Origin of the sequence: Achromobacter pulmonis (assembly GCF_002885955.2) — a bacterium.
Classification (GTDB): domain Bacteria; phylum Pseudomonadota; class Gammaproteobacteria; order Burkholderiales; family Burkholderiaceae_B; genus Achromobacter; species Achromobacter pulmonis_A.
Genome location: NZ_POQS01000005.1, coordinates 79156 through 105083, shown reverse-complemented (window position 1 = coordinate 105083; position 25928 = coordinate 79156). Strand labels below are relative to the sequence as shown.

General features: G+C 65.7%; 23 protein-coding genes, 1 tRNA gene and 2 pseudogenes. 12 read left to right on the top strand and 14 right to left on the bottom strand.

The genetic code is table 11. The features are described from left to right. The first annotated feature begins 77 nt into the window (after positions 1-77). The gene (locus C1I89_RS19355) at positions 78-503 is read left to right on the top strand and encodes a DUF1841 family protein (RefSeq protein WP_102774212.1); all 426 of its coding nucleotides are present in this window, start codon (positions 78-80) and stop codon (positions 501-503) included. Positions 504-573: 70 nt separating this feature from the next. Here the strand turns inward: C1I89_RS19355 and C1I89_RS19350 are convergent, their stop codons facing one another. After that, positions 574-936 (bottom strand): c-type cytochrome, encoded by a 363-nt coding sequence (locus C1I89_RS19350; protein WP_102774211.1) that lies wholly within the window; start codon positions 934-936, stop codon positions 574-576. Positions 937-945: 9 nt separating this feature from the next. Then, complete coding sequence (locus tag C1I89_RS19345) at positions 946-1302, bottom strand: c-type cytochrome (RefSeq protein ID WP_102774210.1); 357 nt, start codon at positions 1300-1302, stop codon at positions 946-948. A 174-nt stretch (positions 1303-1476) separates the two neighbouring features. On the opposite strand from C1I89_RS19345, the gene C1I89_RS19340 reads away from it, so the two are divergent. Next, positions 1477-2358 carry an AAA family ATPase gene (locus C1I89_RS19340; protein WP_102774209.1) on the top strand — a complete coding sequence of 294 codons (882 nt, stop codon included), beginning with the start codon at positions 1477-1479 and terminating at the stop codon, positions 2356-2358. Between the two features lie 29 nt (positions 2359-2387). After that, positions 2388-3560, top strand: coding sequence for a vWA domain-containing protein (locus C1I89_RS19335; RefSeq protein WP_102774208.1), 1173 nt, complete (start codon positions 2388-2390; stop codon positions 3558-3560). Positions 3561-3871: 311 nt separating this feature from the next. Here C1I89_RS19335 and C1I89_RS19330 read toward each other — a convergent pair whose 3' ends face one another. The 3 genes from C1I89_RS19330 to C1I89_RS19320 all read right to left on the bottom strand — a co-directional run bounded on the left by C1I89_RS19330 (position 3872) and on the right by C1I89_RS19320 (position 5718). Then, positions 3872-4429, bottom strand: a complete 558-nt coding sequence (locus C1I89_RS19330) for a GNAT family N-acetyltransferase (RefSeq protein ID WP_102774207.1) — start codon at positions 4427-4429, stop codon at positions 3872-3874. 121 nt (positions 4430-4550) lie between these two features. Next, complete coding sequence (locus tag C1I89_RS19325; RefSeq protein ID WP_102774206.1) at positions 4551-4928, bottom strand: hypothetical protein; 378 nt, start codon at positions 4926-4928, stop codon at positions 4551-4553. A 190-nt stretch (positions 4929-5118) separates the two neighbouring features. Beyond that, positions 5119-5718 (bottom strand): GNAT family N-acetyltransferase, encoded by a 600-nt coding sequence (locus C1I89_RS19320; protein ID WP_102774205.1) that lies wholly within the window; start codon positions 5716-5718, stop codon positions 5119-5121. 126 nt (positions 5719-5844) lie between these two features. On the opposite strand from C1I89_RS19320, the gene C1I89_RS19315 reads away from it, so the two are divergent. Together C1I89_RS19315 and C1I89_RS19310 are read left to right on the top strand one after the other, a co-directional pair. Then, positions 5845-8601, top strand: a complete 2757-nt coding sequence (locus C1I89_RS19315) for a M16 family metallopeptidase (RefSeq protein WP_102774204.1) — start codon at positions 5845-5847, stop codon at positions 8599-8601. Positions 8602-8879: 278 nt separating this feature from the next. Continuing rightward, positions 8880-9269, top strand: a complete 390-nt coding sequence (locus C1I89_RS19310; protein WP_102774203.1) for a DUF4148 domain-containing protein — start codon at positions 8880-8882, stop codon at positions 9267-9269. Positions 9270-9505: 236 nt separating this feature from the next. On the opposite strand, the gene dnaJ is transcribed toward C1I89_RS19310, so the two are convergent. The 7 genes from dnaJ to hrcA all read right to left on the bottom strand — a co-directional run bounded on the left by dnaJ (position 9506) and on the right by hrcA (position 16206). Further along, positions 9506-10630, bottom strand: coding sequence for a molecular chaperone DnaJ (dnaJ, locus tag C1I89_RS19305; protein WP_043543720.1), 1125 nt, complete (start codon positions 10628-10630; stop codon positions 9506-9508). A 108-nt stretch (positions 10631-10738) separates the two neighbouring features. Beyond that, complete coding sequence (gene dnaK, locus C1I89_RS19300; protein ID WP_102774202.1) at positions 10739-12664, bottom strand: molecular chaperone DnaK; 1926 nt, start codon at positions 12662-12664, stop codon at positions 10739-10741. A gap of 80 nt (positions 12665-12744) precedes the next feature. Next, the gene (locus tag C1I89_RS19295) at positions 12745-13149 is read right to left on the bottom strand and encodes a thioredoxin family protein (protein WP_102774201.1); all 405 of its coding nucleotides are present in this window, start codon (positions 13147-13149) and stop codon (positions 12745-12747) included. A gap of 8 nt (positions 13150-13157) precedes the next feature. Next, positions 13158-13715: a nucleotide exchange factor GrpE gene (gene grpE, locus C1I89_RS19290; RefSeq protein ID WP_102774200.1), complete on the bottom strand. Its 558-nt coding sequence runs from the start codon at positions 13713-13715 to the stop codon at positions 13158-13160. A gap of 99 nt (positions 13716-13814) precedes the next feature. Further along, a complete protein-coding gene (locus C1I89_RS19285; RefSeq protein ID WP_102774199.1) occupies positions 13815-14051 on the bottom strand; it encodes a hypothetical protein in 237 nt (78 codons plus the stop codon). Further along, positions 14041-15156 carry a ferrochelatase gene (gene hemH, locus C1I89_RS19280; RefSeq protein WP_102774543.1) on the bottom strand — a complete coding sequence of 372 codons (1116 nt, stop codon included), beginning with the start codon at positions 15154-15156 and terminating at the stop codon, positions 14041-14043. The genes C1I89_RS19285 and hemH overlap by 11 nt, the downstream gene beginning before the upstream one ends. Before the next feature lie 45 nt (positions 15157-15201). Then, complete coding sequence (hrcA, locus tag C1I89_RS19275; protein ID WP_102774198.1) at positions 15202-16206, bottom strand: heat-inducible transcriptional repressor HrcA; 1005 nt, start codon at positions 16204-16206, stop codon at positions 15202-15204. A gap of 140 nt (positions 16207-16346) precedes the next feature. On the opposite strand from hrcA, the gene C1I89_RS19270 reads away from it, so the two are divergent. Further along, entirely contained in the window at positions 16347-17246 is a 900-nt protein-coding gene (locus C1I89_RS19270; protein ID WP_102774197.1) for an NAD kinase, read from the top strand. A gap of 13 nt (positions 17247-17259) precedes the next feature. Continuing rightward, a complete protein-coding gene (recN, locus tag C1I89_RS19265; RefSeq protein ID WP_102774196.1) occupies positions 17260-18921 on the top strand; it encodes a DNA repair protein RecN in 1662 nt (553 codons plus the stop codon). A 102-nt stretch (positions 18922-19023) separates the two neighbouring features. On the opposite strand, the gene fur is transcribed toward recN, so the two are convergent. Then, positions 19024-19443 carry a ferric iron uptake transcriptional regulator gene (gene fur / locus C1I89_RS19260; protein WP_062679813.1) on the bottom strand — a complete coding sequence of 140 codons (420 nt, stop codon included), beginning with the start codon at positions 19441-19443 and terminating at the stop codon, positions 19024-19026. A gap of 153 nt (positions 19444-19596) precedes the next feature. Between fur and C1I89_RS19255 the strand changes: the two genes are divergently transcribed. Together C1I89_RS19255 and dapB are read left to right on the top strand one after the other, a co-directional pair. After that, on the top strand, positions 19597-20133 hold the full coding sequence (locus C1I89_RS19255) for an outer membrane protein assembly factor BamE (protein WP_102774195.1): 537 nt from the start codon (positions 19597-19599) through the stop codon (positions 20131-20133). A 16-nt stretch (positions 20134-20149) separates the two neighbouring features. Then, positions 20150-20941, top strand: a complete 792-nt coding sequence (dapB, locus tag C1I89_RS19250) for a 4-hydroxy-tetrahydrodipicolinate reductase (protein ID WP_102774194.1) — start codon at positions 20150-20152, stop codon at positions 20939-20941. A gap of 63 nt (positions 20942-21004) precedes the next feature. Here dapB and murB read toward each other — a convergent pair whose 3' ends face one another. Continuing rightward, on the bottom strand, positions 21005-22051 hold the full coding sequence (gene murB, locus C1I89_RS19245) for a UDP-N-acetylmuramate dehydrogenase (RefSeq protein WP_102774193.1): 1047 nt from the start codon (positions 22049-22051) through the stop codon (positions 21005-21007). Positions 22052-22295: 244 nt separating this feature from the next. Here murB and C1I89_RS19240 point away from each other — a divergent pair. From C1I89_RS19240 to C1I89_RS19230, 3 genes and pseudogenes are all read left to right on the top strand, one after another. Continuing rightward, positions 22296-22371 (top strand) — tRNA-Gly (locus C1I89_RS19240). A gap of 228 nt (positions 22372-22599) precedes the next feature. Then, a pseudogene (locus C1I89_RS19235) lies at positions 22600-24294 on the top strand (tyrosine-type recombinase/integrase); the annotation flags it as partial. An 8-nt stretch (positions 24295-24302) separates the two neighbouring features. Continuing rightward, positions 24303-25895, top strand: a pseudogene (locus C1I89_RS19230) (tyrosine-type recombinase/integrase); the annotation flags it as partial. Positions 25896-25928 lie beyond the last annotated feature (33 nt).

Below are 25928 nucleotides of genomic sequence, written 5' to 3'. Positions count from 1 at the left end.
AACGGGGCCGGCCGGCCCGGCGGGCCGCGCCGGGCGGTAAAATAATGCATCCTCAGCCCGCTTTCCGTCCCTTCCAGATGTTCAATCCCTCCCGCGACCAAGTCCGCGAATTCTTCATCGAAACCTGGCGCAAGCACCGCGCGGCCGAGGTGCTGACCCCGCTCGAGGCCATCGCGCTGGACTGGATCATCGAACATCCGGAATACCACGGCGACCTGGAAAGCCCCGACGCCATGACCGCGGAATACTCCGTGGAGAAGGGGCGCACCAACCCGTTTCTGCACCTGTCCATGCACCTGGCCATCGCCGAGCAGCTGTCCATCGACCATCCGCCGGGCATCCGCAACGCCTACCAGCAGCTGGTGGCGCGCAGCGACGCGCACCAGGCGGCGCACGAGATCATGGAATGCCTGGGCCAGGTGGTCTGGGAAGCCCAGCGGCTGGGCACGCCGCTGGACAGCGACACCTACATCGACCTGATCCGCCAGCGCGCGGGACGCTGAAAAAAACCCCGGTCATCGTGCCGGGGTTTTTTCTGGGTGCCGCCTTTTTTCGGACCTTTGCTTTGGGCCGTTATTTACGCACGCCCAGGTCGCTGGGCAGCGTGGACAGCCAGGCCGCGACGTTGGTGATGTCCTGGTCGGACAGCTGCGTGGCGAAGGCGCCCATGATCGGGTTCTTGCGCACGTTGGCCGTGGCCGCGCTGCCGGAGGCGCCGCGCTTGTAGGCCTTCAGGGCATGGGCCAGGTAGTCCGCGTGCTGCCCGGCCAGGGTCGGGTACGCCGGGTCCACGGCCGTCTTGGCGTCGGCGCCGTGGCAGGACGCGCAATTGAATTTGTCGAACACGGCCTTGCCGGCCGCCAGGTCCTGGGCCTGGGCCGCGGCGCCCGCCACGGCCAGGGTCGCGCCCGCGAGGGCAAGCATGGTGCGATTCATGTGTGCCCCTTATTTGAGATTCGAGTAATACGCGGCCAGGTCGGCGATGTCCTGGTCCGACAGGCTGCCGGCGATGGCGTCCATCGTGGGATGGCTGCGCGCGCCTTTCTTATACTCGTTGAGGGCGGTTTCGATGTATTTGGCGTTCTGGCCGGCAATCATCGGAACGTGGTAGAGCTCGGGAAACGTCGCCTTGTAGCCTTCGATTCCGTGGCAACCGATGCACATCGAGACCTTGTCGCGGGCGTTCTGTACATTACCGACCACGGCGGCGGCTTCCGCCGCGACGGCCTGGCCGGCGATCGCACAGGATGCCGCTGCGGCCAACAGGGATAGCTTGTACTTCAGAGAGGTTCGCAACTTCATTGGAGTGGCTCTTCTTCGTATGGCTAAGGACTAGGGCCTGCATGCAAGAAAGGCCCTCGGCAAACATGTTGCGGGTCGAACCCAAAGCAAAACCGCCTGATTGTACGATACTTGCTCAGGATTAATACCTTAATATGGTATTGACCATCATCAAAACCCGGATGCCATCGAACCATGTCCGCAGCTCAGCCCGCCACTTCCGCCACGCCTGACCGCTTCGACGGGACCGACAGTTATGTCGCCACCGATGACCTGAAACTCGCCGTCAACGCCGCGCTGATCCTGCAGCGCCCGCTCCTCATCAAGGGTGAACCCGGCACCGGCAAGACCATGCTTGCCGACGAGGTCGCCCGCGCGCTGGGCCGGCCGCTGCTGCAATGGCACATCAAGTCCACCACCAAGGCGCACCAGGGCCTGTACGAATACGACGCCGTCTCGCGCCTGCGCGACTCGCAGCTGGGCGACGAGAAAGTCCGCGACATCCGCAACTACATCGTACAGGGCACGCTGTGGCAGGCCTTCCAGTCGCCGGAGCCGGCGGTGCTGCTCATCGACGAGATCGACAAGGCCGACATCGAATTCCCCAACGACCTGCTGCGCGAGCTGGACCGCATGGAATTCCATGTCTACGAAACGCGCGAGACCATCTCGGCGCGGCACCGCCCGCTGGTCATCATCACCTCCAACAACGAGAAGGACCTGCCCGACGCGTTCCTGCGGCGCTGCTTCTTCCACTACATCCGCTTCCCCGACCGCGAGACGATGCGCGACATCGTCGCCGTGCACTATCCCGACCTCAAGCAGGACGTGCTGCGCGCGGCGCTGGACACCTTCTTCGCGCTGCGCGAGGCGCCGGGCCTGAAGAAAAAGCCCTCCACCTCCGAACTGCTGGACTGGCTGCGCCTGCTGCTGGCCGAAGGCGCCAGCGCCGCCGAGATCGACGCGCACACCGCCACGGCGGTGCCGCTGATGGCCGGCGCCCTGCTCAAGAACGAGCAGGACGTGCATCTGCTGGAGCGCCTGGCGGCCATGACGCGCGGCGGCCAGCGCCGCTGATCCGGCGCACCATCCGTGGCGGTTCGCACATGCTGATCGACTTCTTCTACCACCTCAGGGCGCACAAGCTGCCCGTCTCGGTCAAGGAATACCTGACCCTGGTGGACGCCCTGCGCCACAACCTCATGGCGCCGACGCTGGACGATTTCTACTTCCTGGCGCGCGCCGCGCTGGTCAAGGACGAAGCGCTCTACGACCGCTACGACCAGGCTTTCGGCGCCTACTACCGCGGCATCGCGGCCGCCCTGCCGGCGGGCAAGGAAATCCCGCTGGACTGGCTCATCAAGCAGTTCGAGAAAAGCCTGACGCCGGAAGAAAAGGCCGCCATCGAAAAGCACGGCTGGGACAAGCTGATGGAGCTTTTCAAGGAGCGCATGGAAGAGCAGAAGGAACGCCATGCCGGCGGCAGCAAGTGGATCGGCACCGGCGGCACCTCGCCCTTCGGCAACGGCGGCTACCACCCGGAAGGCATCCGCGTGGGCGGCGCGTCGGCCGGCAACCGCACCGCGGTCAAGGTCTGGGACATGCGCCAGTTCAAGGACTACGACGACCAGGTCGAGCTGGGCACGCGCAACTTCAAGGTCGCGCTGCGCCGCCTGCGGCGCTTCGCGCGCCAGGGCGCCGACATGGAGCTGGACCTGGACGACACCATCGCCAGCACCGCGCGCAACGCCGGCCACCTGGACCTGCGCATGGTCCCGGAGCGCCACAACACGGTCAAGGTGCTGATGCTGCTGGACGTGGGCGGCAGCATGGACGACCACATCGCGCGCGTCGAGGAACTGTTCTCGGCGGCCCGCAGCGAGTTCCGCCACCTCGAGGTCTATTACTTCCACAACTGCCCGTACGAAAGCCTGTGGCAAAGCAACCGCCGGCGCCAGAGCGAACGCTTCGACACCTGGGACGTGCTGCGCAAGTACAACCCCGACTGGCGCCTGATCATCGTCGGCGACGCCACCATGAGCCCGTACGAAATCCTGCAGCCGGGCGGCTCGGTCGAGCACTACAACAAGGAACCCGGCGCCGAATGGCTGCGCCGCCTGCTGGAAGCCTGGCCCAAATCGGTCTGGCTCAATCCCGAGCCCACCGCGTCCTGGCAGTACCGCCAGTCCATCGCGCTGTTGCGCGACATCATGCAGGACCGCATGTACCCGGTCACCGTCGCCGGCCTGGAACAGGCCATGCGGGTGCTGTCGAAATAATGAATGCCGGCCGATGGGTTACGCGCGTTCGGCGATCTGTTTCTTATCGCGGATGTCTCGCGCTACACCCATCCTACGATCCGATCCATGANCTGGAACAGGCCATGCGGGTGCTGTCGAAATAATGAATGCCGGCCGATGGGTTACGCGCGTTCGGCGATCTGTTTCTTATCGCGGATGTCTCGCGCTACACCCATCCTACGATCCGATCCATGAGCGTAGGATGGGTGCAGCGCGAGACCCCCTTGAACAAGAACCTCGACATACAACGCGCGTAACCCATCGGCCCATTTCCCACCTCAAGCACCGGATCACCCATCCACCGGCTGTTCCGGCGTCTCCAGCACCAGCTGATAAAACGCCAGGTCCAGCCAGCGGCCGAACTTGAAGCCGGCCTCGCGGATGGTGCCTGCGTGCGTGAAGCCGAGCTTCTCGTGCAGCGCGATGCTGCCCTGGTTGGCCGCGTCGATGCCGCCGACCAGCACGTGCACCTGCTGGGCGCGCGCGCGTTCGATGAGTTCGCGCATCAGCGCAATGCCCAGGCCGCGGCCGCGAAAGCGGTTGTCGACGTACACGGAATGCTCGACCGAATACTTGTAGGCCGGCCAGGCGCGGAACGTGCCGTAGCTGGCGAACGCCATCAACTCGCCTTCGGCGTTTTCGTAGCCCACCACCGGAAAGCCGCCCTGCCGCTTGGCCTGGAACCAGCCCGCCATCGCCTCGCGCGGCCGCGGCTTGTAGTCGTACAGCGCGGTGGAGGTGGCGATGGCCTCGTTGAAAATGGCGAGGATCTGGTCGGCATGGCGCTCGTGCGTGCAATCGACCAGGATGGCGCCTTCGGGCGCGCGGGTTGGGGCGGGCGTAGTCATGGCGCTAATTTTAGCGAGCCGGCCGCACCGATAGGAGATGCCCCCATACTGCGCACGCCGGCGACAAAAAAACCGGCGCAAGCGCCGGTTCAATGAACTTTGTTGCCGCTTCTGGCCACTCTCAGGCGGCGCGGCTCTCCACTGATCGGTCGGCCGGCGGCGTGCGCCGCAGGCCCGGGCACTTGCGCCACGACAGCTCGTCGGCGTCCATGTCCAGGTCGAACAGGTCGTTGGCCGCGGGCCAGGGGTGGCTGCGCGCCGCGGTGCCTTCCATCTCGAGTACGTGCCCGGCAAACCCCCTGGGCGAACCGCCGCACTCGGCAAAATATCGTTGCGTGTTCAAGTCCACCACGTAGGTGGTCATGTCGTGGGTCAGTATGGCCACGAATTGGCCGTCATCGCTGGCATAGGCGTACTGAAACTGCCCTTTGATTCCGTCGACGCTCAGGGGGGTTCCGGTCAATTGGGACAGCGCACGCGTGACGATCTCGGTCAGCATGGGTCGTTCCTCCGAAAGATGCGCCGGCAGAATGCCGGCAGCGAAGGCGCGAACGACAAGCGCCGGCGCCGCGCGCAAGGGGCGGCGCCTGGCGTTGGACGGGAAGCCTGTAGGCGGCTATCGCGCATCCCGTCGGCGGACAGCTACTACGTGCTGAAAATCTTACACCCGCAAGCCCAAACGCCTCAAATCAGGCGGCCGCCACCGGGGCGTCGCCGGGGTCCGTGTCACCATTTTCCCGCGCGCGCCAGTCCCGGCGGGCGATGCGGTAGAGCACGTGCTCGCGCAGCGGATGGCCCGGCGGCACGGCGGGATGGTCGAAGGGCGCCGCGTCCGCGCGCATCGCAAGGCGCTCCATCACGGCGCGCGAGCGCAGGTTGCCGGTGGCCGTGAACGCCACGATCTCGTCCAGCCCCACCTGCTCGAACCCCACCTTCAGCGCGGCCTGCGCCGCCTCGCAGGCGTAGCCCCTGCCCCAGTATGGCCGCGCCAGGCGCCAGCCGATCTCCACGCCGGGCGCGAACGGCAGCGCGGGAGCCAGCGGCTTGATGCCCGCGAAGCCGATGAAGGGCGCGACGCCCGGCGCCTCGACCGCCCAGAAACCCCAGCCGTGCTCGTCGATGCCGGCGGCCAGGCGGTCGGCCAGCGCGTCGCTCTCGGGCCTGGCCAGCGGCAGCAGGTATCGGGTGACCTCGGGGTCCGCGTTCAGCGCCGCGAAAGGTTCGCGGTCGGCCGCAAGCCACTGCCGCAGCAGCAGGCGCGGCGTTTCGACGTCGACGGACAGGGACATGCGGGGTTTCCTTGAGTCTTGGGGGCCAGCGGCGCCCCTGGCCGGGCGCCCCTGGCCGGGCGCGCCTGAACCATTGCCAGCGTATACACTCCAACGGATTCTGCCATGCCTAAGGAATTATCTGCCATGCGCCTTTCCCTGTCGAAGCTGCCGCGTCCGCTGGGCGCGCTGCTGTTCACCTCCTTCCTGGCCTTTCAGGCCGGGGCCGCCAGCCTGCCGGCCGGCGTCTCGGAGGCCGCCTCGATCGAAGGCATCACCGAGTATCGCCTGGCCAACGGCCTGCGGGTGCTGCTGGTACCCGATGAATCCAAGCCCTCCACCACCGTCAACATGACTTATCTGGTGGGCTCGCGCAACGAGAACTACGGGCAGACGGGCATGGCCCACCTGCTGGAGCACATGCTGTTCAAAGGCACCTCGACCACGCGCAACGCGATGGGCGAGTTCTCGCGCCGCGGCCTGCAGGCCAACGGCTCGACCTCCAGCGACCGCACCAATTACTTCGCCAGCTTCGCCGCCAACCCCGACACGCTCAAGTGGTACCTGGGCTGGCAGGCCGACGCCATGGTCAATTCCCTGATCGCCAAGGAAGACCTGGATTCGGAAATGACCGTGGTCCGCAACGAGATGGAAAGCGGCGAGAACAGCCCTTTCCGCATCCTGATGCAGAAGATGCAGTCGGCGGCGTTCCAGTGGCACAGCTACGGCAAGACCACTATCGGCGCGCGCTCCGACGTCGAAAACGTCGACATCGGCCAGCTGCGCGCGTTCTACCACGAGTACTACCAGCCCGATAACGCGGTGCTGATCGTGGCCGGCAAGTTCGATCCGCAGACCACGCTGGCCGACATCGAGGCCACGCTGGGCAAGCTGCCCAAGCCCGATCGCAAGCTGCCGCCCGAATACACCGTCGAGCCCGCGCAGGACGGCGAACGCGCGGTGACGCTGCGCCGCGCCGGCGGCACGCCGCTGGTGGCCGCCATGTACCACATCCCCGCCGCCGGCAGCCCCGACTACGTGCCGCTGGACCTGGCCGCCACCATCCTGGCCGACACGCCTTCGGGCCGCCTGTACCATGCCCTGGTCCCGACCAAGCTGGCCTCGGGCGTGTTCGGCTTCACCATGGAGAACCTGGACCCGGGCCTGGCGATGTTCGCCGCCCAACTGACCCCGGGCAAGGACATGGACGCCGCGATGAAGGCGCTGACCGGCACGCTGGAATCGCTGGCCAAGAAGCCTTTCACCCAGCAGGAGCTGGACCGCGCCCGCAGCAAGTGGCTGACCGCCTGGGAGCAGACGTACAGCGATCCCGAACAGGTCGGGGTGGCGCTGTCCGAAGCCATCGCCGCCGGCGACTGGCGCCTCTTTTTCCTGCAGCGCGACCGCGCCCGCAAGGCCACGCTGACCGAAGTGCAGCAGGCCGCCACCGCCTACCTGGTCCAGAGCAACCGCATCGAAGGCCGCTACATCCCCACGGAAAAACCCGTGCGCGCCCCGCAGGCGCAGCGCGTGGACCTGACGGCCGTGTTCAAGGACTACAAGGGCGACCCGGACTTCAAGGCCGCCTCGGCCTTCGATCCCTCGCCCGAGAACATCGACAAGCTGACCCAGCGCCGCAAGCTCGATCTGCCCAACGGCCCGGTGCAGCTGGCGCTGCTGCCCAAGGCCACGCGCGGCAGCCGGGTGCAGGCGCAGATGCTGATCCAGTTCGGCAACGAAAAGGATCTGCGCGGCCAGCGCGTGAACGCCGACGCCACGGCCGATCTGCTGATGCGCGGCACGCCCAGGCTGTCGCGCCAGGACATCCAGGACCGCCTGGACGCGCTGCAGGCCGAGCTGGGCTTCAGCGGCAGCGGCACCACGCTCAAGGTCGCCATGTCGACCAAGGGCGAGAACCTGCCCGCGCTCACCGAACTGGCGCTGGACATCGTGCGCAACGCCAATTTCCCCCAAGAGCAGCTCGAGGAATACCAGCGCCAGCTCGAAACCTCGATCCGCAACGCCATGACCGAGCCCTCGGCCCTGGCCGGACGCGCCCTGGCGCGCCAGGACAACCCCTGGCCCGTCGACGACGTACGCTACGTGCCGACCTTCGATGAAGCGCTGGCCAGCGCGCAGGGCCTGTCCCGCGACGCCCTGGTCAAGTTCCATTCGCGCTTCTACGGCGCCGGCGACATCGAATACGCGGCCGTCGGCGACTTCGAGCCCGCGGCCGTCGAGAAGGCGCTCAAGACCGGCCTGGCCGGCTGGAAGAAGGCTCCCGCCTACACCCGCGTGCCCAATCCGTACCGCGACATCGCCGCCAAGCAGTTCGAGATCGCCACGCCCGACAAGGCCAACGCCTTCTACATCTCGCGCATGCCGCTGAAGCTGCAGGACACGGACCCGGACTACGCCGCGCTGTACCTGGCCAACTACCTGTTCGGCGCCTCGGAAACCTCGCGCCTGTGGAACCGGGTGCGCGAGACCGAAGGCCTGTCCTACAACGTGCGCAGCTCGCTGTCGGTCTCGTCGTTCGAACCCACCGCCAGCTGGACCATGTACGCCATCTACGCGCCGCAGAACCGCGAACGCCTGGAAAAGGCGATCGGCGAAGAGCTGGCCCGGGTCCTGAAAGACGGCTTCACCGACAAGGAAATCGCCGACGGCAAGCACGCGCTGCTGAACTACCGCAACCTGGCCCGCGCCCAGGACGACATCCTGGCCAGCACCTGGCTGGACTACCTGCAGCGCGGCCGCACGTTCGCCTGGTCGGCCGAAATGGACCAGAAGATCTCCGCGCTCACGCCCGAGGCGGTCAACGCCGCCCTGCGCAAGTACCTGCGCGCCGACGGCTTCAGCACGGCGGTGGCCGGCGACTTCAAGAAGAACGCCGCCCCCTGATCCGTCCCCGCCTCCCGGCTTCCAACCCGCCGCCCGCCGGCGGGTTTTTTATTGCCGGCCCGCGCTGGAGCCGTCTGAATTCATGGCCACCATGCCACCCATGGGGGCAATCGATAAATAAAATCCGATTAGCCATGAATTTGAAAAGATGTTTTCAGCTAATCAGGGTTTATCCCAGGTGGGATAACGCGCAGAATTCAGTCATCGGGAACAGACAACGAACCACGACGGAAGGCCGCCGGATTCGGTCCCCACCCAAAACGAATTGGAGGTCAACCATGAAAACCCTAGCCACCACTCTCCTGCTTTCCCTGGCCCTGGCCGGCGTCGGCGCCCAGGCAGCCGGCATCGAGCAGGCCAAGACCCGCGCCCAAGTGGCGACCGAACTGCAGGAAGCCAAGGCCAACGGCCAATACACCTTCGGTGAACTGGATTATCCGCCCGCCCGGCCGCAGGCCGCCAGCCTGAGTTCGGATCAGGTCCGGGCCGAGCTGCAGGAAGCCAAGTTCAACGGCCAGTACACGTTCGGTGAACTGGAATACCCGCCCGCCGCGAAGCCCGCTGCCGCCGGCCTCACGCGCGCCGAGGTCCAGGCCGAGCTGGCCCAGGCCAAGGCCAACGGCCAATACACGTTCGGCGAGCTGGAATACCCGCCGATCTCCCGGTGAGCTGCTTGCTGTGGCCCGACCGGCCTCAGGCGGCATCATGGCTTGAGGCCGGTATTTTCCGGCGACAGCGGCGCTTGAAGTAGCAGTAGAAGTAGCAGCAGTAGAAGTTGAAGTTGAAGTTGAAGTAGCAGTAGCAGTACGAACCGCGGCGCAAGCCGCGGTTTTTTCTTGCGCGCAAAGAAAAAGCCGCGACGGCTGTCGCGGCTTTTTGCGTTCCTGGCGCCTCGGGCGCGGCCTCAGCTGAAGAATTCCTTGACGCGGTCCGTCCAGGACTTGCTCTGCGGCGAATGGCGGTCGCCGCCGTCGTTGAGCGAGGCCTCGAACTGGCGCAGGATGTTCTTCTGGTCGTCGCTCAGGCGCACCGGCGTTTCCACCACGACATGGCAGTACAGGTCGCCCGGGTAGCTGCCGCGCACGCCGCGGATGCCCTTGCCGCGCAGGCGGAAGGTCTTGCCGGACTGGGTGCCTTCGGGGATGGAGATCTCGGCCTTGCCGCCCAGCGTCGGGACCTGGAGCTCTCCGCCCAGGGCCGCGGTGGTGAACGGGATGGTCAGTTCGCAGTGCAGGTCGTCGCCGTCGCGCTGGAAGATCTTGTGCTGCTTGATGTGGATTTCCACATACAGGTCGCCCGGAGGCCCGCCGTTGATGCCGGGTTCGCCATTGCCGCTGGAGCGGATGCGCATGCCGTCGTCGATGCCGGCCGGAATCTTGACCTGCAGGGTCTTGTTGCGGCGGATGCGGCCGACGCCGTCGCAGGCCTGGCAGGGATCGGTGATCTCCTTGCCGTTGCCGTGGCAGGTCGGGCAGGTCTGCTGGACGCTGAAAAAGCCCTGCTGCATGCGCACGGCGCCCGAGCCGCCGCAGGTGCGGCAGGTCTTGGGCGAGGTGCCGGGCTTGGCGCCCGAGCCGTGGCAGGTGTCGCAGTTTTCCCAGCTGGGCACGCGGATCTCGGTGTCGAAGCCGGCCGCGGCCTGCTCCAGCGTGATCTCCAGCGCGTACTTGAGGTCGGCGCCGCGATAGACCTGCGGACCGCCGCCGCGACGGCCGCCGCCGCCGCCGAAGATCTCGCCGAAAATATCGCCGAAGGCGTCGGCGAAACCGCCGCCCATGCCCCCGCCCATGCCGGCGGCGTTGGGGTCCACCCCCGCGTGGCCGTAGCGGTCGTAGGCGGCGCGTTTTTGTTCATCGCCCAGGACCTCGTAGGCTTCCTTGGCTTCCTTGAACTTCTCTTCGGCTTCTTTGCTGTCCGGATTGCGGTCCGGATGGTATTTCATGGCCAGCTTTCGATAGGCCTTCTTGAGTTCGTCGTCCGAGGCGTTCTTCGCCACGCCCAGAACGTCGTAATAGTCACGTTTTGCCATGATCCGTGGGCTCGAATCGAGCCTTCTTTTCAGTGCTACAGAATGAGTGCGCCCGGTAGCCGGATTTCTCCGGCTACCGGGCGGCAGAGGCAGGTCAGCGCCTGGCCATTATTGGTCGCGCTTGACTTCCTTGAAGTCGGCGTCGACCACGTTGTCGTCCACCGGCTTCGCGTTGTCAGCGGCCTGTTGCTGGCCGGCAGCCTGCTGCGCCTGCATGTCGGCGTACATCTTCTCGCCCAGCTTCTGCGAGGCCGTGGACAGGGCTTCCACCTTGGCGTCGATGGCGGCCTTGTCGCCGTCCTTCAGCGTGTCTTCCAGTTCCTTGATGGCGGCTTCGATGCCTTCCTTTTCGGAGGCTTCGAGCTTATCGCCATACTCGGTCAGCGACTTGCGGGTGGCGTGCACCAGCGCGTCGGCCTGGTTGCGCGCCTGGGCCAGTTCGGCGACGCGGTGATCTTCCTCGGCGTTGGCCTCGGCATCCTTGACCATGCGCTGGATCTCGTCTTCCGACAGACCCGAGTTGGCCTTGATGGTGATCTTGTTTTCCTTGCCGGTGCCCTTGTCCTTGGCCGACACGTGCAGGATGCCGTTGGCGTCGATGTCGAACGTGACTTCGATCTGCGGCATGCCGCGAGGCGACGGCGGGATTCCTTCGAGGTTGAACTCGCCCAGGGCCTTGTTGCCCGCGGCGATTTCACGCTCGCCCTGGAACACCTTGATCGTCACGGCCGGCTGGTTGTCGTCGGCGGTCGAGAAGGTCTGCGAGAACCGGGTCGGGATCGTCGTGTTCTTCTGGATCATCTTGGTCATCACGCCGCCCAGGGTTTCGATGCCCAGGGACAGGGGGGTGACGTCCAGCAGCAGCACGTCCTTGCGGTCGCCCGACAGCACGGAACCCTGGATCGCGGCGCCGGCGGCGACGGCTTCATCGGGGTTCACGTCCTTGCGCGGATCCTTGCCGAAGAATTCCTTCACCTTTTCCTGGACCTTGGGCATGCGGGTCATGCCGCCGACCAGGATCACGTCGTCGATGTCGGAAACCTTCACGCCGGCGTCCTTGATGGCCACGCGGCAGGGCTCGATCGTGCGTTCGATCAGTTCTTCGACCAGCGCTTCCAGCTTGGCGCGCGTGATCTTCAGGTTCAAGTGCTTCGGACCCGAGGCGTCGGCCGTGATGTACGGCAGGTTGATTTCGGTCTGCTGGGCCGAGGACAACTCGATCTTGGCCTTTTCGGCGGCTTCCTTCAGGCGCTGCAGGGCCAGCACGTCCTTGGACAGGTCGACGCCCTGTTCCTTCTTGAACTCGCCGATGATGTAGTCGATGATGCGCTGGTCGAAGTCTTCGCCGCCCAGGAAGGTGTCGCCGTTGGTCGACAGCACTTCGAACTGCTTCTCGCCATCGACGTCGGCGATTTCGATGATGGACACGTCGAACGTGCCGCCGCCCAGGTCATAGACGGCGATCTTGCGGTCGCCCTTTTCGGTCTTGTCCAGGCCGAACGCCAGCGCGGCGGCGGTGGGTTCGTTGATGATGCGCTTGACGTCCAGGCCGGCGATGCGGCCGGCGTCCTTAGTGGCCTGGCGCTGGCTGTCGTTGAAGTACGCGGGCACGGTGATGACGGCCTCGGTCACTTCTTCGCCCAGGTAGTCCTCGGCGGTCTTCTTCATCTTGCGCAGCACGTCGGCCGACACTTGGGGAGGCGCCATCTTCTTGCCGCGCACTTCCACCCAGGCGTCGCCGTTGTCGGCCTTGACGATGGCGTAGGGCATCAGGTTGATGTCCTTCTGCACCGCCTTTTCTTCGAACTTGCGGCCGATCAGGCGCTTCACCGCGTACAGGGTGTTCTTGGGGTTGGTCACCGCCTGGCGCTTGGCCGGGGCGCCGACCAGCGTTTCGCCGTCGTCCATGTAGGCGACGATGGAGGGGGTGGTGCGCGCGCCTTCCGCGTTTTCGATGATTTTGACCTGCCCGCCGTCCATGACAGCCACGCAGCTGTTGGTCGTGCCCAGGTCAATGCCGATAATCTTGCTCATGGTGGGTTACCTTGATTGAATCTGTGTAAATAGGGGGAAACGTCTTGTCCCCACATAACTGGGGCTGCCCGTAAGGTTTTTCAAGACGCCGGGCCAGAATTTTCCGCGGCCGTTTCCTGCTGGCGCCGGATCGCCTCGGTGAACTGGGGCAGCCCGGGCCAGCCGGTGATGCGCCCCAGCCGCTTGCCGGCGCGATACAGCACAAAAGTGGGGACGCCATGCAGGGAAAAGCGCCGGCCCAGGGGTTCGTCGGCGTAGACGTCGGCCTCGAACCACGTCAGGCCCAGCCCCAGCAGGGTCTCCCGGTGCAGCAGCGCGGCCTGCTTGAACAGGTTGCAGTTGTAGCAATCCTGGCCCCACAGGAACACGCAGCGCAAATCCGTTCCCGGCGCCTCGATCACCGCCCGGTCGAATCCATCGGAGTCGACATGACGCATGCCGAACACCTGGAATACCTGGGCGGGGTCGAAGCGGGGATCGTTCATGGGATGCCTCAGCCCTGGCCGGCCGACACCACCACCAGCGCCGGGCGCAGCGTCCGGTCGGCGATGGAATAGCCTTTCTGCAGCAGCTGCACCACGGTATTGGCGGGCTGCTCGTTGGGAATGGATGAAATGGCCTGGTGCAGGTGCGGGTCGAACTTGTCGCCCTGCGCCGGCGCGATTTCCTTGAGCAGGTTGCGCTCGAAGGCGGCAGACAGCTGCTTGAGGGTGACTTCCACGCCTTCGCGCAGCGCCTCGACCGTCTGGTCGGGCTGGGCCAGGGCGGCTTCCAGGCTGTCTTTCACCGGGACCAGGCTTTCGGCGAACGACTCGATGCCGAACTTGCGCGCCTTGGACACGTCTTCCTGGGCGCGGCGGCGCATGTTCTCGACTTCGGCGTGCGCGCGCAGCACCTGGTCGCGCTGTTCATTGACGGTAGCCTGGGCGGCGTCCAGCTGGGCGCGCAACTCGTTCAGCTCGGCCTGCGCGGCGTCCTGTCCGGCGGGAGCCGCGTCGGCGTTCTGGCCGATCTCGGGCGCCTGGTCCGCAGGCTCGTGGGGTGCCGTCATGGGGAATCCTCCAAAAAGAATGGCTTTCGCAGACATGAATGGGGGCCAATACCCCTATTTCAAGCCCGGGAAAACGAAATATTCCCCGACGCCTCCCCGCTATTTCTTGGGAGGCTGCGCCGGCGCGGCCGGATCGCTGGCCGGGAAACTCTCCTTGAGCGCGCGGTCCATGCGCTCCTCTTCATCGTCGGGCTCGGGGTTGACCGCAATGGGATCGCTGGCCGGAAAGGTCTCCGCAAGCGCCTCGTCGAGTTCGTGCTCGACCTGATCCTCGTCTACCGGAGTGCTAACCGTCCCCTTTTTTGCCGTCTTGCCAGTCTTGGGATCATGGTGCATGCGCCTTCTCCTTCAAGTCGGTGGACTGCGTGGGCCATCCCTGCAAGTGCCGTTCCACCAGGCCGGCCAGCCCCGCGATCCAGGCCGGATCGTCGTTGAGCGCGGAAATGTAGCGGAAGCGCTTGCCGCCCGCCGCCATGAAGGCGTCGCGGCATTCCAGGCTGATCTCTTCCAGGGTTTCCAGACAGTCTGCCACAAAACCCGGGCACACCACATCGACCTCCGTCGTACCCGAGGCGGCCAGCGCCTTGAGGGTCGGTTCCGTATAGGGTTCGAGCCAGCGGGCCGAGCCGAAACGGCTCTGGAAAGTCACCTCGATCTGGGCGCGCGGCAGCGACAATCGCTGGCACAGCAGGCGCGCGGTTTCCACGCAGTCGCGGTAGTAAGGGTCGCCCAGCTCGATCGAATAGCGCGGCAGGCCGTGAAAGCTCATGACCAGCTTCTGGGGCTTGCCGTGCTCCTGCCAATAGCGTTCGATATGGCCGGCCAGCGCGTCCAGGTAGGCCGGCTCTTCGTGGAAGCGCTTGATGAAGCGCAGCTCCGGCTGGTCGCGCAGCCGGCCGGCATGCCGGGTGACCGCGTCCACCGCCGTGGCCGTGGTGCTGGCCGCGTATTGCGGATAGAGCGGAACGGTCAGGATGCGCTCGCAGCCCTGGGCGCGCAGGCGCGCGATGGCGTCCGGGATGGAAGGATTGCCGTAGCGCATGCCCAGCTCGACCACGGCGTCGACGCCCGCGGCCCGCAGGGCGGCGCGCACGCCGTCGGCCTGGCGCCGGCTGTACACCATCAGCGGCGAACCTTCCTGCAGCCAGACGCCGGCGTAGCGCGGCTCCAGCTTCTTGGGCCGCATGGTCAGCACCAGCCCGTGCAGTATCGGCTTCCAGAGGTAGCGGGGAATCTCGATCACGCGCGGATCGGACAGGAATTCGCCCAGGTACTTGCGGATGTCCTTCCTGCCCGGCGTATCGGGCGTGCCCAGGTTCACCAGCAGCACGCCGACCCGCCCGGCCTCGCGCGGCGGCGGATCTTCGTCGAAGGGGTCGTCCTGCTCGGGCTCGGGCAGATACCGTTCAGGCCACAAGTACTTGAACAGGCGAAGAAACACAAACACTCCCCTTCCTCCGCAAGGAGGATGTCGTTTTGAATGGGCCTACTGGTTGTGGCTGAGGGCGTTGGACAACAGGCGCGCCGTGATGTCCACGATGGGAATGACGCGCTCGTACGCCATGCGGGTCGGGCCGATCACGCCCAGCGTGCCCACCACCTTGCCGTCGACCCCGTAGGGCGCGGTGATGACGGACACTTCCTCCATGGGCACCAGCTGCGAATCGCCGCCGATGTAGATCTGCACGCCCTGCGCGCGGCTGGAGACGTCCAGCAGCTGCAGCAGGTCGGTTTTTTTCTCGAACAGCGAGAACATCTTGCGCAGCCGGTCCATGTCGGAGGCGATGTCGGTCACGTCGAGCAGCTTGCGCTCGCCGGAGATCACCATGGCGTCGCCGTCCTCGGCCGCCTCGGCGCTGGCCTCGACGGCGGCCTGCATCAGGCGCGAAATGTCTTCGCGCAGCTGGGCCAGCTCGGTCGACAGGGTCTGGCGCACCACGTTGAAGGACTTGCCGGCGAAATGCATGTTGAAGAAATTGCCGGCTTCCAGCAATTCCGTCTCGGAGTAATCGCGCTGGACGAACAGGATGCGGTTCTGGACGTCGCCGTCGGGCGTGACGATGATGAGCAGCACGCGCTTGTCGGACAGGCGGATGAATTCGATCTGGCGGAACACCTGCGCGCGCTTGGGCGTGAGCACCACCCCGGCGAACTGGGTGAGGTTCGACAGCAGCGCCGCCGCGGCGTTGACGGCGCGGGTGGGCTCGGCCGCCGCCAGCATCTCGCCCATGTTGTGGGGCTCGAGCTGGTAGGACTGCACCGCCAGCAGCGAATCGACGAACATGCGATAGCCCCGCGGCGTGGGCACGCGGCCGGCGGAGGTATGCGGGCTGTGGATCAGGCCCAGTTCTTCGAGGTCCGCCATGACGTTGCGGATCGTGGCCGGAGACAGATCGAATACTTTCGATAGCGTCCGCGAGCCGACTGGCTGCCCATCGGCGATATAGCGTTCGATCAACGCCTTCAGTAGGGCGCGTGCACGGTCATCCATAACAGGTATTTTAGGGAAACTTTTCCGATTGAGGCGATTTTTGTCCCGCAAGCCAATATGCGGCCCCATATAATCGGCTTAATAGCACATTCCGGGCGGATTTCGGCCCGCGCCCGCCCTTTCTGGATACGCAAGCAGCCATGCACTTTCCTACCGTCGCCCTGATCGGCAGATACCAGGACACCGGCCTGGACACACCGCTGAGAGCCCTCGCCCATGCGCTGGCGCAGGCCGGCCGGCATGTGCTCATCGACGCCGACACGGCGCGCAATACCGGGCTGACCGAATACCCCGTGGCCACGCTCGAGGAAATCGGCCAGACCGCCTCGCTGGCCGTCGTCATGGGCGGCGACGGCACCGTGCTGGGCGCGGGCCGCCACCTGGCGCCCTACGGCGTGCCGCTGATCGGCATCAACCACGGCCGCCTGGGCTTCATCACCGACATCGCGCTGCAGGACGCGCACGGCGCGCTGGCGCGCGTGCTCGAAGGCAGCTTCCAGATCGAGGAACGCACGCTGCTGCAAGGCAGCGTGTGGCGCGGCGACCAGCAGATGTATTCCGCCACCGCCCTGAACGACGTGGTCCTGAACCGCGCCGGACGCGGCGGCATGATCGAGGTCCGGGTCGAACTCGACGGCGCCTTCATGTACACGCAGCGCGCCGACGGCCTCATCATCGCCACCCCTACCGGCTCGACCGCCTACGCGCTGTCGGCCAACGGCCCCATCCTGCACCCCGGCATGAACGCCATGGTGCTGGTGCCCGTGGCCCCGCAGACGCTGTCGAACCGCCCCATCGTGATTCCCGACACGGGCGTGCTCAACATGACGCTCACGGCCATGGGCCGCGTGGAGGTCGGCGCCAGCGTGCATTTCGACATGCAGACCTGGTCCGACCTGCAGCCGGGCGACCGCATCGTCGTGCAGCGCGCCCCTTACGTCATCCGTTTCGTGCATCCGGAAGGCTACAGCTTCTTCTCCACGCTGCGCCGCAAGCTGCACTGGAACCTGATGCCCCAGGCCACCGACAACGTAGAGTAGTAAGCGCCCCGACATGCTGCGCACCCTGCATATCCGCGACTTCGTCATCGTCGAACAGACCGAGATCCATTTCGGCCCCGGCTTCACCGTCTTCTCCGGCGAGACCGGCGCAGGCAAGTCCATCCTGGTGGACGCGCTGGCGCTGGCGCTGGGCGAGCGCGGCGACGCCAGCATGCTGCGCGAAGGCGCGGCGCGCGCCGACATCACCGCCGTCTTCGACACGCCCAAGACGCTGCACGCCTGGCTCGAAGAACGCGAGATCGACGCCGACGACGAACTCGCCTTGCGCCGCGTGATCGACGCCCAGGGGCGCAGCCGCGCCTACATCAACGGCACGCCCGCCACCGTCGCGCAGTTGCGCGAACTGGGCGACAGCCTGGTCGACATCCACGGCCAGCACGCGCACCAGAGCCTGATGCGCGCCGACGCGCAGCGCGACCTGCTCGACGCCCACGGCGGCCATGGCGAGCTGCGCCAGGCCGTGTCGCAGGCCTGGAAGCAATGGCGCGCGCTGGCGCGCCAGCTGGAATCCGCCGAAAAAGACGCCGCCAGCCTGGCGACCGAACGCGACCGCCTGCAATGGCAGGTGGACGAACTCGACCAGCTGGCCCTCGGCCCGGACGAATGGGACGCGCTGCAGACCGAGCACACGCGCCTGTCGCACGCGCAATCGCTGCTCGACGGCGCCAGCCAGATTCTCGAAGCCCTGGACGGCGAAGGCGATTCGGCGCACCACCGGGTCACCCAGGCCAACCAGCGCATCCAGCAGATGCTGCGCCACGACCCCGGGCTGCAAGGGGTGTACGACGAACTCGAATCCGCGCGCATCGCGATCAGCGAGGCCGTCTCCGACCTGAACAACTACGTCAGCCGCGTCGATCTCGATCCGCAACGCCTTGGCGCCGTGGAAAGCCGCCTGGGCCTGGTGTTCGAGACCGCCCGCAAGTTCCGCACCGAGCCCGACGCCCTGTGCGAACTGCGCGAAAACCTGCACGCCCAGCTCGCGGCCCTGCAGGCCGCCGGCGACGTCGAGGCGCTGCGGGCGCAAGCGCAGGCCGCCCAGGCCCAGTACGACGCCGCCGCCGCCAAGCTCACCACGGCCCGCCGCAAGACCGCCCGCGATCTCGGCAAGCTGGTCACCCAGGCCATGCAGACGCTGGCCATGCAGGGCGGCCGGTTCGAGCCCACGCTGGCGCCCGCCGCGCCCTCCGCCCACGGCAACGAGCAGGTCGAATTCCTGGTGGCCGGCCATGCCGGCACCACCCCGCGCGCCCTGGCCAAGGTGGCCTCGGGCGGCGAACTGTCGCGCATCTCGCTGGCGCTGTCGGTCATCGCCAGCCGCGCCGCGCGCGTGCCCACGCTGATCTTCGACGAAGTCGACAGCGGCGTGGGCGGCGCGGTCGCCGAAGTCGTGGGCAAGCTGCTGCGCGAACTCGGCGAACGCCACCAGGTGCTGTGCGTGACCCACCTGCCGCAGGTCGCGGCCTGCGCCAACAACCAGTTCCTGGTCAGCAAGGCCGAATCGCGCGGCACCACGCGCTCCAGCATCGAAGAGCTGGACCCGTCGGCCCGCGTCGAGGAAATCGCCCGGATGCTGGGCGGCATCAAGCTCACCGCCACTACGCGCGAACATGCGCGCGAGATGCTCCAGGGCTTCGGGCAGGCGCCGGCCTGACCCGTCGGCAATACCGCCTGCAATAAAAAAACCCCTTCAATTTGAAGGGGTTTTGGAACTCACTGGCCCGCCGCGAGCGCAGCCACGGGCCGGAGGATCGGATCAGCGTCCTTTCAGGCAGCTGCCGCAGATGCCGTAAAGCACCATGGCGTGGCTTTCCAGGGCAAAGGCGTTGTCCTTGGCAATCTTCTGCTGGCGCTTTTCGATTTCCGGATCCGAGAACTCCACCACCTTGCCGCAATTCGTGCAGATCAGGTGATCGTGGTGATCGCCGTCGTTGAGTTCGAACACTGCCTTGCCGCTGTCGAACTGGCTGCGGGCAAGAATGCCGGCCTGCTCGAACTGCGTCAGCACGCGGTACACGGTGGCCAGGCCGATTTCGACGTTTTCGCCGATCAGGGCGCGATAGACGTCTTCGGCGCTGAGGTGCCGTTGGTCTGATTTGCGGAAAATATCAAGAATTTTCAGGCGCGGGAAAGTCGCCTTCAAACCCATGTTCTTCAATTCGCTTTGGTCGCTCATGGTGTAATCGCTCTCCGTCCGCGTTGGCATGGGCAAGGATGGGTTCACCGCGAGCCGGCTCACCGAATTCATGCCGCCACGCGGAACTATCCTTATGAAACCTTTATGATAACGGTTTTGTCTGCTTCCAAATAATAGGGGCGCGTAGTGTCCATGATTGCACGAATTCCCTCCCGTTCGCTGAAGACCGGCCTGGCTGTCGCCGCCCTGGCCGTCGCCCTGGCCGGATGCTCGGGCGACAAGTGGGGCTTCCCCTACAAGGCCCCCGTCCAGCAAGGAAACTGGATCACCCAGGAACAGGTCGCCCTGCTGCAGCCGGGCATGACGCGGGAACAGGTGCGCTTCGCGCTGGGCAGCCCGACGCTGACCAGCGTGCTGCACGCCAATCGCTGGGACTACCCCTACTACTTCAAGCCCGGCTACGGCGACGCCCAGGAGCGCAAGTTCACCGTCTGGTTCGAAAACGACCGCCTGGTCCGGTGGGAAGGCGACAAGCAGCCCGACCTGCAGCCCTACCAGATCAACACGCCCGACGCCGCCGCCGACGAGAAGGCGGAAAAGCGCCTGAGCGAGGACGAGGCCCGCCAGAAACAGGACGAAGCCGAGAGCCGGCGCGAGGCCGATGCGCCCGTCAGCCCGCTGAACCAGTACCCCGGCCAGCCGGGCAACGCGCCCCAGCCGCTCAACTAATTCCAAGGACCCCGCCATGCGTATTGCAATTGCCGGCGCCAGCGGCCGTATGGGCCAGATGCTGATCGACGCCGTCCTGAACGCCCCCGACCTGGAGCTCACGGTCGCGCTCGACCGCGCCGGCTCGACCGCGCTGGGCCAGGACGCCGGCGCCACGCTGGGCAAGCAGACGGGCGTGGCCATCACCGACGACCTCGACGCGCTGGCCCAGGCCGACTGCCTGATCGACTTCACCCGTCCGGAAGGCACGCTCGAACACCTGCAGGCCTGCGTCAAGCACGGCGTCAAGGCCGTCATCGGCACCACCGGCTTCGACGACAATGGCCGCGCCGCGATCGAAGTCGCCGCGCAGAAGACCGGCATCGTGTTCGCGCCCAACATGAGCGTCGGCGTCAACGCCACGCTCAAGCTGCTCGACATGGCCGCCCGCATCCTGAACGCCGGCTACGACGTCGAAGTCTTCGAAGCCCACCACCGCAACAAGGTCGACGCGCCCTCCGGCACCGCCCTCAAGATGGGCGAGACCATCGCCTCGGCCTGGGACGTCGCGCTGCCCGACGTCGCCACCTGGAGCCGCCACGGCGACACCGGCGTGCGCAAGCCCGGCACCATCGGCTTTTCCGTGCTGCGCGGCGGCGACATCGTGGGCGATCACACCGTGTCCTTCTGCGGCATCGGCGAACGCATCGAGATCACGCACCGTTCTTCCAGCCGCGCCACCTACGCCCAGGGCGCGCTGCGCGCGGCGCGCTTCCTCGAAGACAAGCACAACGGCCTGTACGACATGCAATCGGTGCTCGGCCTCTGAGCCCACGCCCCGACAAAAAAAGGACCTGCAAAGGTCCTTTTTTTCTGCCCGGAACCAGCCGGATCACACGACGACCGGCTCGGGCTCCAGCCGCACGCCGTAGCGCTCGAACACCGACTCCTGGATCGCGCGCGCCAGGGCCATGATGTCGGCCGCGCCGGCGCCTCCCCGGTTGACCAGCACCAGGGCCTGGCGGTCGTGCACGCCGGCGGCGCCCAGCGCCCGCCCCTTCCACCCGCATTGGTCGATCAGCCAGCCCGCAGCCAGCTTGTAGCGGCCGTCCGGCTGCGCGTAGGACACCAGGCCCGCGTGGCGTTCGGCCAGCGCGTCGCGCACGTCGGCCGGCACGATGGGATTCTTGAAAAAGCTGCCGGCGTTGCCGGTGACCACCGGATCGGGCAGCTTGGCGCGGCGGATCTCGCACACCGCGTCGAAAATCGCGCGCGCCGTCGGCGCCTGCGCCGCCAGCCGCGCATGGCGCTGCAGGTCGGGGTAGTTCAGCACCGGCCGCCAGGGCCGCGGCAAGGCGAAACGCACGCTCACGATGATCCAGCGCCCCGGCTCGTCATGCTTGAACACGCTGTCGCGGTACGAAAACCGGCAAGCCGCCGCGTCCATGTCGACGTAGCGCGCCTCGCGCACGTCCCAGGCGGTCAGCCCGTGGAAACGCTCCTGCAGCTCGACGCCGTAGGCGCCGATGTTCTGCACCGGCGCCGCCCCCACGGTGCCGGGTATCAGCGCCAGATTCTCCAGCCCGTCCCAGCCCTGTTCGATGCAGGTCTGCACGAAGCCATGCCAGTTTTCACCGCCCGCCGCCTCGACCAGCCAGGCATCCGGCCCCGCCTGCAGCGGACGCACGCCCTTGAACCCGACCCGCGCCACCAGCCCCGGCACCCGCTCGGGCAGCACCAGGTTGCTGCCGCCGCCCAGCACCAGCAGCGACGACGCCTGCCGCGCCAGGCGCGACAGCGCCGGCAGCTGGGCCGGATCGTCCAGCGTGACGAAGGCCTCGGCCCGCGACGCCAGGCCCAGCGTATTGAGCCGGGTGAGATCCTGGCTGACCGGAGACATGGAAATCGGCGCGACGGCGTCAGCGGAGGAATTTGACATGGGCACGACTGTGTATGCTATAGTTTCTGTCTTCGCTCATATTACTTGATTGAGTGTTTGATCTGGCTTTTGCCTGCCTTGTCTTATCCGCACCCCGTGCAGTGAACAAGACTGGACGGCACAGATCAAATGACAAGCTCAAAAAAATCATGTAGAATGCGCGCCTTCCGATCGATAACCAAGTTGATCGGAGTGAATAAGAAACCGGTTTCGGCATTGCAGAGTGTGATGGCACGAAACCCACGCGGGAGTAGCTCAGTTGGTAGAGCGCAACCTTGCCAAGGTTGAGGTCGCGAGTTCGAGACTCGTCTCCCGCTCCAAGTTTTGATCTACAGACTTCCACTGACGTCTGTAAGTCATTGAAATTAGGGGCTTCGGCCCCTTTTTTCATTCCAGCCAAAGCCACGGAAATCCACCGACAGCCAGCGTTTTTGAGGCCAAAATTGAGGCCAGAGAATGCGGGTGGTGCCGGTTCCGGGTTGTTGCTGGGGTTGGATCGGGATGACCAGCAGCATTGAGCCTAAGTCTCACGACTTAGGAGTTTGATGATGGCACTCTCTGATCTGACCGTGCGGCAAGCCAAGGCCGCCAAGAAAACCTACAGCATCCCCGATACCGATGGCCTCGGCCTGGTGGTCGCCCCCACCGGCGGCAAATCGTGGCACCTGCGCTACTACTGGCTCGGCAAGCAAAAACGCATATCCCTGGGCAACTATCCCGAGATCGGCCTGCGCGAAGCCCGCACCTTGCGCGACGAAGCCAGGGCGCTCCTGGCCCAAGGCATCAACCCCCACACCGACCGCAAGCAGAAACGGCATGCGGTCAAGCTGGCCTCGGACTACACATTCAAGGCAGTCTTCGATGCTTGGGTCGAGCACCGCGCCAAGGAACTCAAGGAAGGCCGGAACAGCACACTGTCGCAGATCAAGCGGATCTTCGAGAAAGACGTGCTGCCCAGCCTCAAGCAGATGTCGATCTATGACATTCGCAGGCCGCAACTCCTGGGCGTCCTGGCGCGGATCGAGAAGCGCGAGGCCTTCACCACTGCCGAAAAGGTCCGGACCTGGCTGGGGCAGCTATTCCGCTATGCGCTCGTCATCGTCGAGGGCATGGAGGCCAATCCGGCCACGGACCTGGACGTAGTGGCCGAGCCCAAGCCCGCGGTGACCCATAACCCCTACCTGCACCTGCCCGAGCTTCCCGAGTTCCTCCAGAAGCTCAGGCTCTACAACCCGCGCGGCTGGCAAACCCAGCTCGGTATCCGCCTGCTGTTCTTGACCGGCGTGCGCACCGGCGAACTGCGGCTGGCGACCCCGGATCAGTTCGACCTCGACCGTGGGCTTTGGATCATCCCCCCGCAGATCGTCAAGCAGCTTCAGGACGAGATGCGCAAAGCGGGGAAGCGGCCGCAGGACGTACCGCCCTACATCGTGCCGCTGTCCCTTCAGGCCATCGAGATCGTGCGCTACCTCCTGGGGGTGATGCGGCCCGCCCAGCGCCACCTGCTGACGCACCGCAGCGAACTCAAGAAGCGCATCAGCGAGAACACGCTCAACGCCGCCTTGAAGCGGATGGGCTACGAGGACAAACTGACCGGCCACGGTATTCGTGGAACCATCTCGACGGCACTCAACGAGATCGGCTATCCCAAGATTTGGGTGGACGCGCAGCTTTCGCATTCCGACCCAAACAAGGTGAGTTCGGCCTACAACCACGCCAAGTACGTGGAACCGCGCCGCCGGATGATGCAGGACTGGGCCGACCGCCTCGACTTGCTCGAACAGGGCCAAGTCGAAGCGGCCAGCGCGCACCTCACTATCCACATCGAGGGCGTACCGGCCATGGCGGAGGAGGACAAGCCCGACGCCATCGTTGCAGCTTCCTCTGCGCCTCCCGTTCCGCCGGTGGTGGCCACCCCCATCGTCGTGACGCCGAACGAAGGGGGCATCACCTTCCAACGGTTGTCGCAGGTGCCGCCATCCCCGACTCATGCGCCAGAACCCGAGGTGTCGGCCATCCAGCGCGAGCGCGAGGAAATGCTGGCCATCTACGAATCGCCGAGCAGTCTGCCGGTGCCCCTGTTCGGCAAGTTGGCTGGAAAGTCCAAGGACCAGATCAACCGCGAGTTGAAGGCGGGCAAGCTGCTCTCCATCAGCCTGGGCAACCGGGGGCAGCGAGTTCCCGATTGGCAACTGGTGCCGCTCAAACACAAGCTGGCCCAGGTGCTCATGCGCCAGTACCCCCAGGCNAGGAACTCAAGGAAGGCCGGAACAGCACACTGTCGCAGATCAAGCGGATCTTCGAGAAAGACGTGCTGCCCAGCCTCAAGCAGATGTCGATCTATGACATTCGCAGGCCGCAACTCCTGGGCGTCCTGGCGCGGATCGAGAAGCGCGAGGCCTTCACCACTGCCGAAAAGGTCCGGACCTGGCTGGGGCAGCTATTCCGCTATGCGCTCGTCATCGTCGAGGGCATGGAGGCCAATCCGGCCACGGACCTGGACGTAGTGGCCGAGCCCAAGCCCGCGGTGACCCATAACCCCTACCTGCACCTGCCCGAGCTTCCCGAGTTCCTCCAGAAGCTCAGGCTCTACAACCCGCGCGGCTGGCAAACCCAGCTCGGTATCCGCCTGCTGTTCTTGACCGGCGTGCGCACCGGCGAACTGCGGCTGGCGACCCCGGATCAGTTCGACCTCGACCGTGGGCTTTGGATCATCCCCCCGCAGATCGTCAAGCAGCTTCAGGACGAGATGCGCAAAGCGGGGAAGCGGCCGCAGGACGTACCGCCCTACATCGTGCCGCTGTCCCTTCAGGCCATCGAGATCGTGCGCTACCTCCTGGGGGTGATGCGGCCCGCCCAGCGCCACCTGCTGACGCACCGCAGCGAACTCAAGAAGCGCATCAGCGAGAACACGCTCAACGCCGCCTTGAAGCGGATGGGCTACGAGGACAAACTGACCGGCCACGGTATTCGTGGAACCATCTCGACGGCACTCAACGAGATCGGCTATCCCAAGATTTGGGTGGACGCGCAGCTTTCGCATTCCGACCCAAACAAGGTGAGTTCGGCCTACAACCACGCCAAGTACGTGGAACCGCGCCGCCGGATGATGCAGGACTGGGCCGACCGCCTCGACTTGCTCGAACAGGGCCAAGTCGAAGCGGCCAGCGCGCACCTCACTATCCACATCGAGGGCGTACCGGCCATGGCGGAGGAGGACAAGCCCGACGCCATCGTTGCAGCTTCCTCTGCGCCTCCCGTTCCGCCGGTGGTGGCCACCCCCATCGTCGTGACGCCGAACGAAGGGGGCATCACCTTCCAACGGTTGTCGCAGGTGCCGCCATCCCCGACTCATGCGCCAGAACCCGAGGTGTCGGCCATCCAGCGCGAGCGCGAGGAAATGCTGGCCATCTACGAATCGCCGAGCAGTCTGCCGGTGCCCCTGTTCGGCAAGTTGGCTGGAAAGTCCAAGGACCAGATCAACCGCGAGTTGAAGGCGGGCAAGCTGCTCTCCATCAGCCTGGGCAACCGGGGGCAGCGAGTTCCCGATTGGCAACTGGTGCCGCTCAAACACAAGCTGGCCCAGGTGCTCATGCGCCAGTACCCCCAGGCGGATTCATGGGAGCTTTACCGCATGCTGACCCAGCCACATCCCGACCTGGGTGACCGCGCGGCCATCGACATCGTGACGCCAAGCAATCTGGGCATGGTGGTACAGATCATCGCAGGCAGCGAGCCACATGCGAATGCTCCCGAGGTCGTACCGCCGCGGCCTATCTCCGAAGAGGTGCGCCAGAGTGTTCGCCGGCTGATGGAGAGCGCTGTCGCCTTGGACGGCGCATAGGGTTACAGCCCTCGCGGGGGCCTTACGGCCCCC

What these genes read in the sequence shown, in the direction of transcription:
- C1I89_RS19355 (WP_102774212.1), top strand. Translation starts at nt 78, where the DNA reads ATGTTCAATCCCTCCCGCGACCAAGTCCGCGAATTCTTCATCGAAACC.
- C1I89_RS19350 (WP_102774211.1), bottom strand. Translation starts at nt 936, where the DNA reads ATGAATCGCACCATGCTTGCCCTCGCGGGCGCGACCCTGGCCGTGGCG.
- C1I89_RS19345 (WP_102774210.1), bottom strand. Translation starts at nt 1,302, where the DNA reads ATGAAGTTGCGAACCTCTCTGAAGTACAAGCTATCCCTGTTGGCCGCA.
- C1I89_RS19340 (WP_102774209.1), top strand. Translation starts at nt 1,477, where the DNA reads ATGTCCGCAGCTCAGCCCGCCACTTCCGCCACGCCTGACCGCTTCGAC.
- C1I89_RS19335 (WP_102774208.1), top strand. Translation starts at nt 2,388, where the DNA reads ATGCTGATCGACTTCTTCTACCACCTCAGGGCGCACAAGCTGCCCGTC.
- C1I89_RS19330 (WP_102774207.1), bottom strand. Translation starts at nt 4,429, where the DNA reads ATGACTACGCCCGCCCCAACCCGCGCGCCCGAAGGCGCCATCCTGGTC.
- C1I89_RS19325 (WP_102774206.1), bottom strand. Translation starts at nt 4,928, where the DNA reads ATGCTGACCGAGATCGTCACGCGTGCGCTGTCCCAATTGACCGGAACC.
- C1I89_RS19320 (WP_102774205.1), bottom strand. Translation starts at nt 5,718, where the DNA reads ATGTCCCTGTCCGTCGACGTCGAAACGCCGCGCCTGCTGCTGCGGCAG.
- C1I89_RS19315 (WP_102774204.1), top strand. Translation starts at nt 5,845, where the DNA reads ATGCGCCTTTCCCTGTCGAAGCTGCCGCGTCCGCTGGGCGCGCTGCTG.
- C1I89_RS19310 (WP_102774203.1), top strand. Translation starts at nt 8,880, where the DNA reads ATGAAAACCCTAGCCACCACTCTCCTGCTTTCCCTGGCCCTGGCCGGC.
- dnaJ (WP_043543720.1), bottom strand. Translation starts at nt 10,630, where the DNA reads ATGGCAAAACGTGACTATTACGACGTTCTGGGCGTGGCGAAGAACGCC.
- dnaK (WP_102774202.1), bottom strand. Translation starts at nt 12,664, where the DNA reads ATGAGCAAGATTATCGGCATTGACCTGGGCACGACCAACAGCTGCGTG.
- C1I89_RS19295 (WP_102774201.1), bottom strand. Translation starts at nt 13,149, where the DNA reads ATGAACGATCCCCGCTTCGACCCCGCCCAGGTATTCCAGGTGTTCGGC.
- grpE (WP_102774200.1), bottom strand. Translation starts at nt 13,715, where the DNA reads ATGACGGCACCCCACGAGCCTGCGGACCAGGCGCCCGAGATCGGCCAG.
- C1I89_RS19285 (WP_102774199.1), bottom strand. Translation starts at nt 14,051, where the DNA reads ATGCACCATGATCCCAAGACTGGCAAGACGGCAAAAAAGGGGACGGTT.
- hrcA (WP_102774198.1), bottom strand. Translation starts at nt 16,206, where the DNA reads ATGGATGACCGTGCACGCGCCCTACTGAAGGCGTTGATCGAACGCTAT.
- C1I89_RS19270 (WP_102774197.1), top strand. Translation starts at nt 16,347, where the DNA reads ATGCACTTTCCTACCGTCGCCCTGATCGGCAGATACCAGGACACCGGC.
- recN (WP_102774196.1), top strand. Translation starts at nt 17,260, where the DNA reads ATGCTGCGCACCCTGCATATCCGCGACTTCGTCATCGTCGAACAGACC.
- fur (WP_062679813.1), bottom strand. Translation starts at nt 19,443, where the DNA reads ATGAGCGACCAAAGCGAATTGAAGAACATGGGTTTGAAGGCGACTTTC.
- C1I89_RS19255 (WP_102774195.1), top strand. Translation starts at nt 19,597, where the DNA reads ATGATTGCACGAATTCCCTCCCGTTCGCTGAAGACCGGCCTGGCTGTC.
- dapB (WP_102774194.1), top strand. Translation starts at nt 20,150, where the DNA reads ATGCGTATTGCAATTGCCGGCGCCAGCGGCCGTATGGGCCAGATGCTG.
- murB (WP_102774193.1), bottom strand. Translation starts at nt 22,051, where the DNA reads ATGTCAAATTCCTCCGCTGACGCCGTCGCGCCGATTTCCATGTCTCCG.